The 17,418-nt window shown below is 42.3% G+C and carries 12 protein-coding genes and 1 pseudogene; 3 read left to right on the forward strand and 10 right to left on the reverse strand.

Annotation, left to right across the window (positions count from 1 at the left end; translation table 11 throughout):
• Positions 1-157: 157 nt before the first annotated feature.
• The 3 genes from HQN88_RS17715 to HQN88_RS17725 are packed head-to-tail and all read right to left on the reverse strand — an operon-like array spanning position 158 to position 3,642.
• Positions 158-1,714, reverse strand: a complete 1,557-nt coding sequence (locus HQN88_RS17715) for an extracellular solute-binding protein (protein ID WP_173114774.1) — start codon at positions 1,712-1,714, stop codon at positions 158-160.
• Between the two features lie 50 nt (positions 1,715-1,764).
• On the reverse strand, positions 1,765-2,634 hold the full coding sequence (locus HQN88_RS17720) for a carbohydrate ABC transporter permease (protein WP_173114776.1): 870 nt from the start codon (positions 2,632-2,634) through the stop codon (positions 1,765-1,767).
• Between the two features lie 42 nt (positions 2,635-2,676).
• On the reverse strand, positions 2,677-3,642 hold the full coding sequence (locus HQN88_RS17725) for an ABC transporter permease (protein ID WP_173114777.1): 966 nt from the start codon (positions 3,640-3,642) through the stop codon (positions 2,677-2,679).
• Positions 3,643-3,904: 262 nt separating this feature from the next.
• Between HQN88_RS17725 and HQN88_RS17730 the strand changes: the two genes are divergently transcribed.
• Positions 3,905-6,274, forward strand: a complete 2,370-nt coding sequence (locus HQN88_RS17730) for a helix-turn-helix domain-containing protein (RefSeq protein ID WP_173114779.1) — start codon at positions 3,905-3,907, stop codon at positions 6,272-6,274.
• Between the two features lie 50 nt (positions 6,275-6,324).
• Here the strand turns inward: HQN88_RS17730 and HQN88_RS17735 are convergent, their stop codons facing one another.
• Both HQN88_RS17735 and HQN88_RS37355 read right to left on the reverse strand, forming a co-directional pair.
• Entirely contained in the window at positions 6,325-7,302 is a 978-nt protein-coding gene (locus HQN88_RS17735) for a polysaccharide pyruvyl transferase family protein (protein WP_216855750.1), read from the reverse strand.
• Between the two features lie 41 nt (positions 7,303-7,343).
• Positions 7,344-7,529 (reverse strand): hypothetical protein, encoded by a 186-nt coding sequence (locus tag HQN88_RS37355; protein WP_216855751.1) that lies wholly within the window; start codon positions 7,527-7,529, stop codon positions 7,344-7,346.
• 107 nt (positions 7,530-7,636) lie between these two features.
• Here HQN88_RS37355 and HQN88_RS17740 point away from each other — a divergent pair, with 107 nt between their 5' ends.
• A complete protein-coding gene (locus tag HQN88_RS17740) occupies positions 7,637-8,560 on the forward strand; it encodes a helix-turn-helix transcriptional regulator (protein WP_173114781.1) in 924 nt (307 codons plus the stop codon).
• 92 nt (positions 8,561-8,652) lie between these two features.
• Here the strand turns inward: HQN88_RS17740 and HQN88_RS17745 are convergent, their stop codons facing one another.
• The 5 genes and pseudogenes from HQN88_RS17745 to HQN88_RS17765 all read right to left on the reverse strand — a co-directional run bounded on the left by HQN88_RS17745 (position 8,653) and on the right by HQN88_RS17765 (position 15,466).
• Positions 8,653-9,888: a TolB-like translocation protein gene (locus HQN88_RS17745; RefSeq protein WP_173114783.1), complete on the reverse strand. Its 1,236-nt coding sequence runs from the start codon at positions 9,886-9,888 to the stop codon at positions 8,653-8,655.
• A gap of 23 nt (positions 9,889-9,911) precedes the next feature.
• Positions 9,912-11,705, reverse strand: a pseudogene (locus tag HQN88_RS17750) (ulvan lysase-like protein).
• Positions 11,706-11,810: 105 nt separating this feature from the next.
• Entirely contained in the window at positions 11,811-13,529 is a 1,719-nt protein-coding gene (locus HQN88_RS17755; RefSeq protein ID WP_173114822.1) for a type 2 periplasmic-binding domain-containing protein, read from the reverse strand.
• Between the two features lie 68 nt (positions 13,530-13,597).
• Positions 13,598-14,476, reverse strand: a complete 879-nt coding sequence (locus HQN88_RS17760; RefSeq protein WP_173114825.1) for a carbohydrate ABC transporter permease — start codon at positions 14,474-14,476, stop codon at positions 13,598-13,600.
• 102 nt (positions 14,477-14,578) lie between these two features.
• A complete protein-coding gene (locus HQN88_RS17765; RefSeq protein WP_173114828.1) occupies positions 14,579-15,466 on the reverse strand; it encodes an ABC transporter permease in 888 nt (295 codons plus the stop codon).
• A gap of 217 nt (positions 15,467-15,683) precedes the next feature.
• Here HQN88_RS17765 and HQN88_RS17770 point away from each other — a divergent pair, with 217 nt between their 5' ends.
• Positions 15,684-17,411 (forward strand): sensor histidine kinase, encoded by a 1,728-nt coding sequence (locus HQN88_RS17770; protein WP_173114831.1) that lies wholly within the window; start codon positions 15,684-15,686, stop codon positions 17,409-17,411.
• The last annotated feature ends 7 nt before the right edge of the window (positions 17,412-17,418 follow it).

Here is a 17,418-nt window from a genome sequence, read left to right on the forward strand (position 1 = left end):
ACTACTTCAATAACTACAACTATAACTACAACCACTTATACAACTACTTATACAACTACTCCATCTCCTACTCACCCAACTCTACTCGCAACTAGTGCCGATACAAAATAAACGCTGCCTTCCTTTAAGAACGGCAGCGCTTATGGATTCCTCTGTCTTACTTAGTGCCAAATAATTGCTTGTAGCTGGCTTCTCTTTCATTTTGAATTTTGATCACATTAGGATCTGTTTTCATTTGTGCAACCAGCTTATCCCAAGCTTCAATGGTTTCTTTCCCCATGATGACTTTAATTTTCATATCTTGCAGCTTCTTAGAAATTTCAGGTCCGAATTTCGTGTCTGTTTCCGAAGTTACACCGTTGTTATTAAGGAATACGCCATATTTAATGCGCTCATCCACGACTTTCTTATCGCGTTCCAGATACTCTTTCGGATAGTCAACAGAAGCTTGTTGAACACGACTGTAAGGATCAACTAATGTCCAGATATTCGTCAAAGATGTAGCAGCAATTTTCTTGTACTCTTCTGTCGTAACTTTTTTGCCATCAACATCGTTGAAATGTACACCTTTGATACCAAAGTTAGCCAATTCCATCCCCTCTGGTGTTGCGCCGTAATCAAAGAAGGCTAAGATCTGTTTCAGTTTCGCTTCAGGAACTTTCTTAGAGATTAGGTAGTTACCGAAAAAGCCGCCTTCTTTTGTTGCATACTTCTGCCCCGTAGATGGTGTTGTCAGGGTAGAGACATGTACGATACCAGCGTTAGGCGTTGTTTTGCGAAGCGCCCCAATCATATCACCCATTTTGGATGCGTCCGTTGCCGTTGGAATCATGCCCACTTTGCCCTGCTTCATCATATCGGATACTTGGGAACCCTTCATGATTGCAAAGTCAGGTGCTAGAATACCTTCCTTATAGACACGCTGCATCCACAAAATAGCCTCACGGGTTGCCGGTGTAAAATCTCGATACATTGTCGGCTTGCCCTTTTGACTCAGAATCATATTTTCGTAGCCATTAAACGTATTTTCCACAAAATTTAATTGGTCCATCCATCCTTCTGCAACAGCTCCAGTGAAGCCATACGTATCCTTTTTACCATTACCATCTGGATCCTGTTCCGTGAAAGCTTTCAGTACCGTATATAATTCATCCATGGTCTGTGGCACTTTCAAGCCTAGCTTATCTAACCAATCTTGACGCAAGGCAGGAAAGGGTACACCGCCAGCAACTGGACGAGGCCGAGGAAGTCCATAGACTTTGCCATTCACTTTCGTATTATCATAGCTTTCTTTCGGGTAATTTTTCTGCAGATTCGGATAATCCTTGAGGAATGGTGTTAAATCCCAGAAAGCACCGTCTTTAATCGCATTCAGGACAGCAGAATCAAAAATAAAGGTCGTTAACAGTACATCTGGAATTTCACCAGAAGCGAGCATAACCTTGAATTTGTCTCCGTAGTTATTGGAAGGTAAAAAGGAAATATTCACCTTGGTATTCGTTCTTTTTTCCATTTCTAATTCAATGGCGTTATCATTCGCAGGTGCTTCAGGATTGTAATTAATCGTCGTGATATTAAATTCAGTAGGTGCCGCTTGTTTCGTTCCAGCAGGTGATGCAGAAGTTGATGGTGTTGCTTCCTTTGTTCCACAAGCTGCCAGCACACTTGTTAATAGCAACGTTGTGGATAGTATCATAACCAAATTCTTCTTCATTTCTTTCTTCCTCCCTTATTTTCCCCTTAATAATAACATATATGTGATAATCATCCCTTAACAGAGCCAAGCATAACTCCCTTAGCAAAATGCTTCTGAAGGAATGGATACACCATCAGAATTGGCACTGTCGCGATGACGACAGCCGCCATTTTAATCGTATCCGGCGGAACTTGCTGTTCAGACGCAGCACCGGCATCGGCAATACCTGTCTCCGACTGAACTAGCATGCCTTGTAAAAGAACCTGCAGCGGGCGTTTATCCGGATCCGTAATATAAAGGATGGCATTAAAGAATGTGTTCCAGTAAGCGACAGCGAAAAATAGGCCGAATGCTGCCAAGGCAGGTAGGGATAATGGCAAAATAATCCGGTAGAAAATTTGGAGATCGTTCGCTCCATCGATATAAGCCGATTCTTCCAAACTTTCCGGAATGCCATCGAAGAACGTTTTTAATAACAAGGCATTCCATCCACTAAGTAAACCAGGCAAAATAATAGACCATAAACTATTCATCAGTCCCAAATCTTTGATGAGCAAATAGTTCGGAATAATACCAGGAGAGAACAAAATCGTAATAATCAAGGCGATCGTGAACACTTTGCGGCCGAATAACCTTTTCCTAGAAATCATGTAGCCAAAAGCAGCAGAAACTATCAAACTTAACAGCGTTCCAACAATCGCAAGATAAGCACTAACTCCCAACGATTTGATAAAAGTGTTCGTAGAGAAGATGTAGGAATAGGCTGCTAGGGAAAACGATTTGGGATACAACATGAGACTGCTCCCCACATATTCACTAGGTGAGGTAAAAGACACGATGACTACGTAGTAGAACGGGAACAAAGAAGCAATACCAAGTAAAGTTAGCCCAATCACATTTATATTTGAAAATATTTTATCTCCCAATGATTCTCTCATGGTCAACACTCCTTGTAAGATAACTTCTGAATGCGTTGAAGATTAGTAAAACCCTTCTCCGCCTGCTTTTTTGACGAGCCTGTTAGAAAGTATAACGAGTAGTAAACCAATTGCTGATTTGAACAAGCCGACCGCAGTTGTATAACTAAATTCAGATTGTTTAATCCCAACACGATAAATATACGTATCAAAGACATCGGCTACTTCCGAAACAGCTGCATTTTGTAGAAGGAACACTTGCTCAAAACCAACATCCATAATATGTCCTAGTTTTAAAATTAAGAGAATGATAATCACATTTTGAATAGCTGGAATTGTGATATGCCACATCTGACGTAAGCGACTAGCACCATCTATGCGCGCTGCTTCATATAGTCCAGGATCTACATTAGCCATTGCAGCCAAGAAGATGACCGTCCCCCAACCTGCTTCTTTCCATATACTCTGTCCCGTAAGAAAACCCCAGAAAAAGTTCGGTGTCGTTAGCCATTCTATTCGCTCAAAACCCAACATCAGAAGAAACTTATTAATAACCCCTTCTCCGGTAGCAAACATGGTAAACGTAAGTCCAGCAATAATGACCCATGATAAGAAATGCGGCAGATAGACGATCGATTGAATCGTTCGTTTGAAGACTTCGTTTCGCACTTCATTCAGCATCAAGGAAAGGATAATAGGAACTGGAAAGAAAAATACTAAACTCATAAGATTGATAGCGAGTGTATTTCGAAGCAGCTTAAAGAAATCAGGATTACGAAAGAACAGTTGAAAATTCTCGAATCCGATCCACTCGCTTCGCAGTATCCCACGGAAAGGTGAATAATCCTGGAAGGCAATCACTACGCCCCACATAGGAACATATTTGAAAATGAGTAAACACAAGATGCCAGGTAAACCTAGCAAGTATAAATACTTATCGCGGTTTAGGGCTTGCCATACTTTCTTTCTTGAATTAAGCGGCTTCACGATCGGCTTCGTGACTAACACATTTTCTTTCCAAACAGTCATTGGCTTCTCCCTCACATTCAACGTTTGCTAACACGTTTGTCTATGCCATCACATTAGTAGTTAGCGAACTTTCCTGCAATAAGAGTTAATTGGAACCTTGCTTGATTTGGCCAAAGTTAGCATTCTCACACTATACGCCCCCTTCAAAAAAGTCTTAAGGCGAGAAAGGGGTTTACACGTCATAATCAGTTGCAGAGAGAATATAAGGGGTATATAGTAATAGAAACTTACATAAATAGCGTTGCCTAGGACGGTGAAATACATGCTTCAACGAATTGTTGCCAAGTACAATAAGCAGAATAAGAACTCCACAATTCATTCCTCTTTTTTTCGTAAAAGCTTGGTAATTGTCTTATTAATTACCTGTCTGCCAACAACTTTTATTGGATTAACTTTATATTTCATCGGTGTAGATCGCATTGAAACGGAAGTTAACAAGACACATCAATTACGAGTAAACCAAGTCTCGAAACAATTAGACGATCAACTATCTCAGCTTGAGATTCGCCTTTCCCAATGGATATTCAATCCAATCTTTAGCGAGAAACTGAAAACGATTAATTACGCACAAGAGGTTGATTTCACTAGGGATATGCTGAAGTCGTTACTCGTTATGCAAGAAGCCAATCCACTCATTGACGAAGTATATCTCTACATTGATAACAACAAAACTTTAATCAGCAGCTCACGTGGCGTGAATAGCTTGGCAGATTCGCAAGAAAATACGCACAATGCTTTTCAACAATTATTAGATGAGAAACGAAATATTTTCTGGACCAAATCCTTACCTTTACCTGGGGATACTGCAAACCCTTCTGTACGCTCAGATTTCAAATATAGTCTTGTTCATAAATTGCCTGGAGATTCTTCTGAGAAGTATGGCGTGTTCATCGTTAGACTTAATGTATCTAAGATGAGCCACTACTTTGCGGAATTAAGTGATTCAGGTGCACCTTTTCTAATGGATTCACAAGGGGAATGGCTGCTAGGCGATCAGCCTAACTCCCAAGAAATGAACCCACTAGCACATACAATTCACAATGAAATCTTGAGGCGTTGGCAATCCCTTAAACAAGACACCTTTCTATACTCGTATCGAAACACGAAATACTCCATTTCTTACCACACCTTCTCAAGACTGGGTTCCGAATGGATATTTACAACGTCTTCCGATATTTCCAACATTTCTGAGCCTGTCATTCTCATGTCCCGGTTAATCATTGTGATCTCTCTCATTGGTTTCCTTACTGCCATTTGTTTATCTTGGTTTGCCTCGCATCGCATCTATCAGCCTATCGGTCGACTTATCGGAGCTATTAGTAAGGATAAAACGGACCGTGGTCGCGTTCATGGAGATGAACTATCCTTTATTGAGAAGGAATGGCATAATTTATCTCGTGAAAGTCATTTCCTGCAGGCCAAAGTAGAAGAACAACTTCCCACGCTTCGGGAAGGATTTATGCTGCAGCTGGTACAAGGACGCTTGTCCTACTTAGATGAGCATGAGCTTCAGGCAAGAATGGCCTACTACGGATGGGATACTAACGATCAACAATACACGGTAATTGCCGTTCAATTAATCGGACTTTCATCCACTGGAGGCAAATTTAAAGAAGATGACGAGCAATTAGTCACATTTGCTGCTGCTAACATCGTGGATGAGTTGACACATTTGCATATGGAACAGGTGTATGTCATTAATTTTCAAGACTTAGTCGTCGGAATTATAATTGGGCTTCCCTCCTATCTTCCCACCGCTTCTATTAAGAAAGAAATCTCACAGCTTTCCCAAGAGATTATTTCAACGTTAAACACGATTTTGAAACTTCAAGTTACGGTCTGTATGGGACAAATGACTAAGGAAATAGGGCGAATCCCTACCTTAATGGAAGAAGCAAGCCATACACTCCGGTTTCGAAAATTGCTTGAGGCTAATCAAATTATGGATATGGATTCCTTGTTCGTCACTGGTGACTTTACATTTCGTTATCCTTATGAAATTGAAAAAGACCTTATCCATGCGATCCGCTTAGGGCAAGAAGAAGATGCTTTTCATCGAGCAGAAGAGTTCGTAGCTGAGCTAGATCAGAATGCTGGTGTCGAGCTATTTCTACAGCAAGCCATGATACAATTGATTGGAAATGTGAATAACACCTTGCTACAGGCTGGCTTTAATGTCTATGCCTATCACAAAGGACAGAGCTTAGTAGAAGAATTACTGCATTTACGACAAGGTGAGGATATGTTGAAATGGTTTAAAAGCTCTGTGATTTCGCCTTATGTCATGGAAATGAACGAATCTTACCGATCGCATTCGACGCAAACTGTCGAGAAGGTCGTTCGACTCGTCGAGGAACGATACATGACTGATCTATCGTTGGAGGAATGTGCCGATCTGGTTGGGGTTCATGTCTCATCACTCAGTAAGACCTTCAAACAAATCAAAGGCATCAACTATGTAGACTATGTAACCAAGGTTCGTATCGATACATCGAAGAAGCTGTTAATGGAAACGGATATGAAAATCAGTGATATTGCCGAGAAGGTTGGGTACCAGCACTCATGGTTTAATCGGGTATTTAAGAAATCGGAAGGGATTACGCCTTCTCAGTTTAGAGAGCAACAGGAATGATAAAGAGGCCTTGCATCTCAACAACTTTGAGATACGAGGCCTTTTCTCTGTTATTCGTTTCTACCAGAACAAACCTGATCCAACTCCCGCTGAACGGTTGCCACCATATCTCGATGCAGCTTGTCTACAAACGCTTTGGCAGATAACGCTTTTCCCCTTGCTTCTTCGGGGTGCAAGGCGATTTGGAGAACCGTAGAAACAATTCTCTGTCTATCCCCTTCCAGGTCCAAATCAAATAGCCAATCTCCTAGACCGATGTCCTGCCACATCCAACCTTTCGTGGATTGTTCTTTCCAGCGGCACACAATAGCAGGAATGCCATGACCTATACACATAATTGGTGAATGCATCTCACTGCCGAATAGTCCCGCCGAACGAACATATACACTTAACGCCTCATCTGTGAGCCAAAAATTCTCACGCCATACTACTCGCATTCTTACATCATCTGGCAGCTTATCCAAAAGCATTTCCTTACTGAGCTCCATTTGCGTCATATCTTCCGGACAGATCAGCACCTTCAACGCCGTCCCTCTGACGACTTCAATAATGGCCTGCCTAATATCGGTGTTATCCTGCTCTTTCATGGACTCATTATAAGCATGCTTCTCTTCGTTGAAAGGAACGTTTTTCACTTTCCAGAATGGTGTAAATCGGTTCCGTACAATGCAGCACAGGAATTGGCCCTCTTGGAGGTCGTTCTCCGCAAGATAAGCGTTGGCTCGCTCTTCATCTTTCAAATTGAAAGCGAATGCGCCGTCAGGTCCTAATGTCATTAGAGGACTCGTTATTCCATCATTTAGCGCCCTCTCCAAAGAAAGCGAATCTCTGAAATAAATGAACTTAGCTTGGGACAAGATTACCTTCATCGCAGGCCAGTTAGATTCATTATAGCCGCCATACGTAATGCCAAATACGCCATAAGACTTGCCCGTATGCTTCGTATAAGCAATGACATCCTCATGTCCTACCAATAAGGGTCCAGAGCCGTGCAATAGGAATACACATTGATCTATGGCTTCCTGCAATTCGCGATTGGTCGCCCTGCCATCGTCTCCGATACTTCCTTTTACCCCGGGAAGCCTTTGCGAATCATAGCGCTAACTTCATCTGTGAAATCTTCGGAGGCCCAAAGAATTATTTCAACATCAGGCAAATAAGCTTTTAGCAACTGGAGCACGCCTGGGGTATGCGCAATATCACCAATGTTTACTACCTGCCAGGATGATCTTAATAGAATTGTTTTTTTGCTCAAAATAACCACTCCTTCATCATTTGAATATGAACTAAGTGTAGCGGTTTTCCTACTCATTTTCGTCAACAAAATGGTACTTTGATCTCAACTTTTGTGGCGACATAGTTATGATGTATACTGAACATGCTCCCCTTTTAGATTACCAAGTCAGAGAGGTTATCATATTGCGACAATCCGAATTTGTTACCCATCCTAACGATATTCCGATCATAGGAATTTCCTATCACAACATACCGCCGAGAGAAGCTAATCTTCCTTTGAAATGCTATCATACCTTACGCATTACCTATGTGCGGCAAGGCCGAGGTGTTTGGCGTATTGGCGACAGTGATTTTCAGATTGAGCAAGGGGATATATTCATATTTAATAATAGTGAATTTCGTGCAATACGCACCATCTTCCCACCGGATCACCTTCAGCTCACTGTAATAGACTTTGAGCCTCGGTTAATCTGGTCCGATCCTACGGGGATAAGTGATTCTAAGGAGTTAAAGCTATTTTTTGACAGAAGGATTAGTGGTTTTCAGAACCGGATTCCTGCAGATGCACCTGTATCATGTCAACTCAGAACGATTCTCGAAGAGATGGAAGCTGAATTGTTTGCTAAGCTACCCGAATATCAACCTATGCTCATAGTGAAACTCATGAACATGCTTATATTATTAAATCGACATTTCAGCGATTCCCTAGATCAATCCCCTGAAGCTCCTGCTTCTCATGGACAATTCACTTTGATCTCTCGTATTATGCAATACATTGACGATCACCTAGTGGAAGATATATCTCGCGAGCACCTGGCTGACCACTTTCATATTCACCCTTCCACCCTCTCGAAATTATTCTCATATTGGAATGGATTAGGGCTTAACCAGTATATCAGCAGGAAAAAAATCTATGTCGCTGTCCAACTACTCAGTCAGCGCGACTTGTCCGTCCTCGATATTGCTATCCGATGTGGCTTCAATAATACTGCCAATTTCTATAAAGCCTTCAAACGAGTAACCGGCGGTGTTCCGTCGGATTATCGTTAAGAGGGACTCTCCTACTAACGGACTTAAGACTCCCACAGAATGGGAGTCTTAGAGTCAAATTAGCAGCAAATTAACAATGAGCATGCATCTCGTTACTTTGAGATAAGCCCTCTCAGATCAGCGACATAGACGCGTCTTGTACCGTCTACATTTCCATTAAATACAACAAAATCACCACTCCGACTCCACGCTGGATGAGGATCGACGCGCAGTGTAAAGTCATAGGGTTGTTCTGTTTCAATCCGAGCAATCATTTGATCCTTGCCATCCCGAAGATCCACTAGGCGGATAGGAACGGTACCATCACCAAACGCCACCTCATCCTCCTGATACGCATCCGTCAACAGGTATATACCACCTGGGTGAATGGATGGATGTCCAGAGCCTGGTGTTGTATTCAGCAGTTTACATAATCCGGTCCCGTCATAACGCATCCGAACGAATCGCAGTCCTTCACCTTCGATATTCAAATTCATCGTGATTTGCTCTCCATCCGGATGCCAATTGATATGATGACCGCCCAATGCCCATATCCTCCATGATAGGGCTAGCCTTACATCAGATCCGTCGCTGTTCATCGTCAGGACATGGTTACGTCTAGGCCCACCGTCATTGGGAATCCAACGCAACACAAACAACAACTTCGTTCCTTGCTGATTCCACTTGCATTGAAAGCCATAACTTTGACCTTGCATATACTCATCCTTATTAAAATGTTCGGGCAATTGCATGAGCATTTCGCCGATGGGTAACAATAGCTTGCTTCTGCCCGTAGAGGTATCCGTTATATAAAGGCCATCATCCATGGGAAACCCATCATTGATTGGAACTCGTTCATCAGGCACCATAACCCCATATCCTAATTGGGTTCGGCGAGCACGGACTGGACAGGTGGTAGCGACACTTGCACCATCAGGTGAAACCATGAAGACAGCCCCAGCCAGCACTTGTTTGTCCCCTGTAAAGGGATTTAATTTGACTCCGTAAGGCTGCCAAGTCTCTGGATTCACATCATTATAGAAAAGATCCTGATCCGTCGGTCCCCACTGCACATTGGAGCCAAGCTGACTTTCCCAACCATGCGTACTCGCGACTTCTTTCTCTTTGCCAGTTTGTAAGTCAATTAGCAAGACCTGGCCGATTTCACCAGGTTTAGGATTGCGCTCCACGACAGGCAAACGGAAAAGAGCGATATACCTGCCAGAAGGACTGATTGGTGATGTATCGAAGAAGCGATGAATAACCCTTCCTTCGTTTGGCGTTACACACCAAACTGGCACCAAGGGATGATACTGCTCATATCTAGGAAATCGTTCAGAAATCAGCATCACTTTCATCTCCTTCATTTATTTCACACTGTTATATTAATATCGACTTGAGCATGATTAGTCATATCTACGTATAATGGAATCGCTTCAAAACCGGGAACATGATTGAAGATTCTACCATGCTCACATGCCATTTTGCATATTGGCAACGATGCTGAGAGATAGAAGAGATGATTCCCCTTGCTTATTGACATCATTTGGCTGCTCAGTTGTTCGACAGTTTCCGTTCGCTGCGAAATAATTGGTATATAGTATCGAAGTCATTCCCCCCGGGAACCGGCTTCTACTCGCACGTTAACTACAAACACATTCCTTGTATGGCGATATTCCATTTGGTAATTCATTTCACCGGACCGGGGTATTTGCTGCTTGCTGTTCCTCAGCGTTCCAACAGCAAGGAACACAATTTCATCTTCCAATTCTGTATAACTGACTTTCGCACAGTAATCATACGTGCTGCTATACGTCTCGCCTCCACTTTCAAGTTCAATTCTAGGCGTAAGCGGCATACTCCAACGCTCTCGATCACGCTGTGCGTTGGTTCCCTCATACATCTGGTATTTCGTCATACTGCCGCATAAGAGAGGTCCCAGTTTGTCATGCCACAGCATCGTCACGGATCCTCCGCTTGCGTGTCCATCCTCATTATAAATCCAATCGTACGCTGTAATCGTTGATCGCCAAGACCCCATTGAGGTTAACCAAGTTGCAATTTCCGGATAAGACTTTACACCTACAGCCAACTCTCTGGGCAATTGAATATGCCGTGCATACCCATCACTTGTATTCCTATGTGCCTGATAGTCAATGACAGTTGCCAAAGCCTTGGCGTGACAGAATGTATGATGAATACAGGGCAGTTCTCCCTTCATATAGTTATGAGGCCCGCCATATAACATGCCATCATGCGTACAAGAATCAAGCAATTGAGTATTCCTTAACGCTGCTTCAGCAAACTGAGGATCCCGATCTGCCAATAAGGCATAAGCCGCTTGACAACCATCTGACGTTCTACTGCCCCAATAAGTCCATTTGTAATTGCGTGACCCCCAGCTGTTATCCCAAGCACCATCCGGCAGCATAAAGTCCAAATGTGCTCGCAAGGAATCTGTAATGAGATTCAGCATGTCTTCATCGTTCATCATTAATCCATACATGGTAAGAAAAGGGAGCGATTCTTCAACATTGTATCCTAAGTCAACAGCTCTGCACCCTTTTGGGGTCCTTCCATCCTGAGGTCTTCCTTCTCCGAAGATCAACTTATTCTCTGTAAAATAGGCAAGGACGTCCTGCCCTAAATCTCTTGCTCTTTTGTTAAATTTCTCATTCTTCAGCACTTCCCCTGAAATGGCAAAAGCCAAAGCTGCTGATATCGGATAGTTGATATTACCTGTAGAAATGGTCATATAGTCGTACAAGAATTCTGTTGCATGCTGCAACCGATGCTTCCACTTCTTCAATACATCTTCATCCAGAATATCTCCATGATGCCGGATCGCCTCCCCTAGTGAGATAGCACCAAACACCGAAATTCCCTTCCACCCATTCTCAACTTCATTCACCCAGCTTCCATCTGGCGCGGAGAAATGATCTGACCAGTCTTGCAGATGAATTGCTGCTTCAAGATATTTCCGATCTCCCGTCTTATGCGCCATATGCATTAGCGGATAGATCGCATCTGCACTCCTGCCATGTATGCGCGAGCAGGCAGGACACATAATTCCACCATAAATCCCTGCCATATTTATCTCTGATATCTGTAATTTAAGCAATGAATTACACCATTTTTCTAATAATGCCTCATAAATCGTTGACATTAGCTTCCTTCCCTTCCTTTCATAGTTGCATCAGGATTTACCTTTTACAGATACAAATCTAGCTATGGATGCATGAAAGCCCCATAGCTAGATTGTGTCATACACTTATTTACCCGACGTAGATTTATACCAAGCATTCACTTCTTCAGTAATTTTGTCCCCACCCATTGATTTCCAGTTCTTCACGAATGTGTCGAACTCATCAACGGACGATTTACCATAAATAATTTTGAGGAACGTTTCACTTTCCATCTTACTAAGTGCTTCACCTTTGGCCTTCATTGTTTCAGTTTGAGGTCCTTGGAAGAGGTTAGCTAGTGAAGCCGCTTTTTGCTCAGTCACGATTTTAGCACCAAGCCATTCATTCACCAATTTAGGGTCCTTCTTTTCACTATCAGGAATCGTGTCGTAAAGAATTTGTTCATATGGATTGGAAGGTTTCCCTCCATTGTAGAATTTCATTTGTGTCTCAAGCTCAATTTGAGGATCAATAATTGGTTGATTCACAAGGAAATATTTGCTAGGATTTACAGCCGTTTTATCTGGGAAATCCGCTTCTACTTTCGATACTTTGCCATCCTTCATCACATAGTCATAGCCTTCTTTCCAACCCTTTTCAAACTCGCTGCCAGGCGCTGGATTGCTGATTTCCACTAATTTATTGAGGTAAAGGAATAAGGCATCTACATTTTTGTAATCTTTACTAACCATTAATGCACCAGTAGGCAGTGCTGTGAAATGACGTCCTGCTTTGCCAGATGGACCCGTAGGAATCGGGAATGGCTCTACAGTTGCAGCAGCATCATTTTTCTGTACATAGTTGCGTACAATACCTGCTGTGAAGACAGGACTTGCTGTAATGCCAGCTTTACCTGTGCGGAATGTGTCATCACTTTTACCGACATCAATTAAACCTACATCTGCCGAGATATACCCTTTTTTAAACCAGTCTGCTAGTTTAGCAAGCGCTTGCTTCGTTTCCGGTTGAATGGAACCGTACTCTACATTATCCCCATGCCATTTGTTCCAATAGGTTGGAATGGTACCGAAGCCGCCGAAAATCCAACTGGCATCACCACGCCAAGATACAGGACCATCCCATTGACTGCCACCATTCCCTTTGAGACTCATAGCCAATGGCGGATTATTTTTACCTTTGCCCAAATCTGTATTCACCATCGCGTCCATAACTTTCTCAAGATCGTCAAGAGTTTTCGGCGCTTGCATATTCAGCTTCTTCAAATAGTCCGTACGAATCCACAGAAGCGGATCGTTCTGTTGCGCTCTAGCCAACAAAGGGATACCATATCTTTTGCCATCCTTGGTCACTTGTGCCCAGTAGCTTGGGTCAGGCGCATACATTTTTTTCAATTCCGGTGATGCATACTTCTCAAAGGCTTGTGAAATATCCATCATTTTACCGGAATCAATTAAGTCTGCCATCAGTTGCGGATCGCCGATATACATCACATCTGGCATCGGTTCGTTGGCAGCCATTTCGAGACGAATTTTATTCGTACACTGATCTTGAGCGGTTATATATTTGTACTTGATATCAATATTCAGGTTGTCTTTAAAATATTTCGTGTGCAAGTTGTTATCCAGGGACTCTCCGCTCTTAAATTTAAATGTGGAGTTGAGACAACCGATTGTGGTTAAACTTACCGGCTCATTGAATTTCCCTTTGGTAAAGCCGTTGTCTGAAGCCGTTGTTGCCGTGTTCTGAGGCTTGTCATTGCCGCCTTTGGAGCAAGCCGTAATCGTGCCAGCCGCAAGTGCGGAAGCAAGTAGTACCATAGATACTTTTAGCGTTTTCTTGTTCATTGTAATGCCCCTCTCTTCTGTATAAGAATAGTTCAAACTATAAGAAAATAAAGCGTGAATCCAAGAAATTATCCTTTAACTGCACCAACAACAATGCCTTTGACGAAGAAGCGCTGCAGGAAAGGATAGACCAAAAGAATAGGCAGAGCGCCAATGAAAATTTTGGCCGCACGAAGCGAACGGTCCGTTAAATTCAGCATCTCTGAAGCTGATGCCGTTTTCTGACTCAGATCCGGTGCCTGAATAAGTGTTTGTAGCAGCGTGCTGAGTGGCCAGTTATCCTTTTGCATATAGATTAATCCATCAAACCAAGCATTCCAGTTGCCTACGGTCACGAATAACGCAATCGTTGCAATAGAGGGCAACGAAACCGGGATGTAGACACGAAACAGCGTTGTCAAATGACCTGCACCATCAATTAAACTCGCTTCTTCCAGTTCCTTTGGAATGGTACGAAAGAAGTTAAGCATGAGAATCATATTATACACACCGAGCGCCCCTGGAAGTACAAGTGCCCAAATGGTATCCATTAAGTGGATTTTCTGAATCAGAATGTAGCTTGGGATGAGTCCACCATGGAATAACATCGTAAAGATGAAATACCACGCTATCAACTTGCCGCCTTTTAAACCACCGGAATCCATTTTGGATAAGGGGTATGCGGTAAGGATCGTAACGATCATACCTATACTCACACCGAGTACAACCCGTAATGCAGAGTTCAGTAAAGCGCCAAGAAAAGCGCCGTCAGCCAGCGTCCGACTATAGGAGTCGAAGTTGAAACCAATTGGCCATAAGGAAACTTGATTGGTCTCCACGGCAAGCCCACTACTGAATGATAAGGCCATGACATGGATCAGCGGTAGTAAACAAAGTAGTGACAAAAAGGAAAGTACAATGATATTGAAAGCATAAAAGAAGCGATAGGGTCGCGTTTTGTAATACATAGTCTGCCTCCCAAAGATAAACGACTTCGTCGTCCTTATAGGACGCACGTGTTTGTCAAGATTGATGCGAAGCAAAAGTATAGAGATATATACTTTTATCAATTAGAAAATACGATAATTCGCGAATCGATACGCTAACTGATAGGCTACAATAATCATAATGAATCCAATTAATGATTTAAATAAACCAATGGCTGTTGCCAAGCCGTACTGCGAACTAAGAAGTCCTACGCGATAAACGAAAGTATCAATGATATCACCTTTATCATAGACAAGCGGATTATATAGATTGAAGATTTGGTCGAACCCTGCGTTCAGCACATTTCCTAATGCTAATGTCGCAACAACGATAATAATTGGAATTAATGCAGGCAATGTGACATGCCAGGTCATTTTCCAGCGTCCCGCTCCATCCACTTCTGCCGCTTCATACAGCGATGGGTCAATACCCGCTAGTGCTGCCAAGAACACAATCGTTGCGAACCCAAATTCTTTCCATGAATCAGTGACTACCACAATGAATCTGAACCAATTCCCGTCAGCTAGAAAGAGAATGGGTTTTATGCCGAAGGCGGGTAATATCACGCCATTCATAATACCTTTTGAAGATAAGATATCCATGATCACTCCACCCAAGATGACCCAGGACAAAAAGTGAGGCAAGTACACAAGCGTTTGAATGGTCTTCTTAAATCGCGCCTGACGTACTTCGTTCAGAAGTAATGCAAACACGACGGGAATCAATAAGTTTACCAAAATTTTGGCACAGGCAATAACTAAGGTATTCCATATTACCTGCAAACTATCATTTCTCTGAAAGACGGTCTGAAAGTTGTCCCAACCGACCCAAGCAGATCCTGTAAACCCTAACCAGGGTTTAAAATTTTGAAAAGCAATGACCAATCCAGCCATCGGCAGGTAATGGAAAATGAAAGTTAAGATAATTCCGGGTAGTAACATTACATACAGTATGCCGTTTCTTCCGAGCATTGCTTTCGCTCCTTTGCGTGTTATCTTTTTCTTAGTTGAATCTTAACACGTCATTTCTACCTCTGATAGAAGACGGATTTAAGATTCGCTATGTTTTCTTAATCACTTTGATAATTCCAGACATCTGAGATACAACTACTCTTCCATCGAAACAAATTTACCTATATGATAGGTTTATGTTTGAAGATTAGCCTATTTCATAGTAAGGAGGGATCGTTTGCCGTTACGATTTAGTACCTTTGCCAAATTTAATTTCATACTAATCGGCATGTTGCTGCCTCTACTTGCACTTAGTATATACTCTAACCATACGAGCAATAGCGTCGTTCGTGGAGAAATTCTAAGATCAAACAACTCCAATATGCAGCTGCTTACTAATCAATTGGACACCATGGTGAATCAGCTTTCTACTTTTGCCCTTATTATGGAAAGAGACACTGCGGTGAGATCATATCTCAACTATGAAGACATTCATTATCCTTATGATAAATATGTGATTGTGTCCAATATTCAGGAAAAGCTTAGGCTTAACAGCTCCTCGATGGCTTGGGAAAACCAAATAGCCGTCTATTCACCAACGGCCAAAGAAGCCATATCGAACACGGGCAATGTCGTTTATGATGAACAATTTCTTCGAAAACAACTATCAACGAGTTGGACCGAAACAGCACCAGATTATCGATATGGGAACGATGCTTACTTTCTGAGATATTTCGTGGAGCCTAGCATCGTTGACAATGCCCCATTGGCATCTTATCGACTATTAACTGAAATCACATTTCCAAAACAAAACATCGTTAAGATGCTGGATGCATTCAAAACCAATGGCAATATTCATGACCCTTTCTTATACAAACCTGGTTCAACACCCATCATGAATCATTTCTCGGATCTCAATCTGGTGACAGATTTACTTCAACATCTAGATGGCATAGCTCTAACCCCTTCAGGAAATGAAACAATCCAGATGAATGGACACAAGTATATTGTAACTTATCAGGTATCCAAAACACTTGGTTGGTATTTAGTCGATTTCTTACCGTTAAATGATATATTGGCGCCAATTTCACGCTCCAGTCAGATCTTCATGGGTTCGTTAATCTTTTTAGTCGTTCTTGGTATTTCTTTGTCTTTCCTCATATATAAAAATGTTCAAATTCCGATACTCAAGCTCGTCTCTAGCGTTCGTTCGATTACGCGTGGCGATTTCAATGCACAAATTACTTATCAACCCAACAATGAATTCCACTTTTTAATTCAACAATTTAATACAATGGCCCATCAGATCAAAGAATTGATTGAAACCGTCTATCAATCACGCATTCGTCTCCAAGAGGCAACACTCAAACATTTGCAGTCTCAAATAGATCCCCATTTTCTATACAACAGTCTGAACTTCATTCAGTATAGCGCCAAAATGGGTAACGAAACTGCCGTCATCTCGATGACATTAAATTTAGGAGCTTACTACCGCTACGCCACGCGTTTGGAAAAGCCCCTGACTTCTATTCGTGAAGAAATGAATCTCATTCGCAATTATTTGGAGATTCACAAACTGCGAATGCATGAAATGAGCTATGAAATTGAACTGCCAGATCGTATGGGTTCGCTTGAGGTTCCACGTCTTATCCTGCAGCCGCTTGTAGAAAATGCCATCATTCACGGGCTATCCAATCGCGCGCAAGCTGGATGGATACGCGTTAGCGGTGAAATGGACGAGAACACCTATCGATTATCTGTCGAAGATAATGGGATTGGCCTATCTAATGAAGCACGAGAAGAACTGTTGTCCCAAGTATCTAACGCAAATAATGAAGACAATCTATGTGGACTTTGGAATGTCGCCCAGCGCCTTCATCTGCATTTCGGTCCTGATGCCCATATAGAGTTCCCAGACACACTGCAAGGTGGATTAAAAATTTCGTTAGTTTGGACCGTAAGGTAGAGGAGGA

Source organism: Paenibacillus qinlingensis, from assembly GCF_013204845.1.
In the GTDB taxonomy this organism is placed as follows: Bacteria; Bacillota; Bacilli; order Paenibacillales; family NBRC-103111; genus Paenibacillus_E; species Paenibacillus_E qinlingensis.

Bases quoted from the DNA above. Each gene is read 5' to 3' on its own strand.
- HQN88_RS17715 (WP_173114774.1), bottom strand. From the start codon at position 1,714: ATGAAGAAGAATTTGGTTATGATACTATCCACAACGTTGCTATTAACA.
- HQN88_RS17720 (WP_173114776.1), bottom strand. From the start codon at position 2,634: ATGAGAGAATCATTGGGAGATAAAATATTTTCAAATATAAATGTGATT.
- HQN88_RS17725 (WP_173114777.1), bottom strand. From the start codon at position 3,642: ATGACTGTTTGGAAAGAAAATGTGTTAGTCACGAAGCCGATCGTGAAG.
- HQN88_RS17730 (WP_173114779.1), top strand. From the start codon at position 3,905: ATGCTTCAACGAATTGTTGCCAAGTACAATAAGCAGAATAAGAACTCC.
- HQN88_RS17740 (WP_173114781.1), top strand. From the start codon at position 7,637: ATGATGTATACTGAACATGCTCCCCTTTTAGATTACCAAGTCAGAGAG.
- HQN88_RS17745 (WP_173114783.1), bottom strand. From the start codon at position 9,888: ATGCTGATTTCTGAACGATTTCCTAGATATGAGCAGTATCATCCCTTG.
- HQN88_RS17755 (WP_173114822.1), bottom strand. From the start codon at position 13,529: ATGAACAAGAAAACGCTAAAAGTATCTATGGTACTACTTGCTTCCGCA.
- HQN88_RS17760 (WP_173114825.1), bottom strand. From the start codon at position 14,476: ATGTATTACAAAACGCGACCCTATCGCTTCTTTTATGCTTTCAATATC.
- HQN88_RS17765 (WP_173114828.1), bottom strand. From the start codon at position 15,466: ATGCTCGGAAGAAACGGCATACTGTATGTAATGTTACTACCCGGAATT.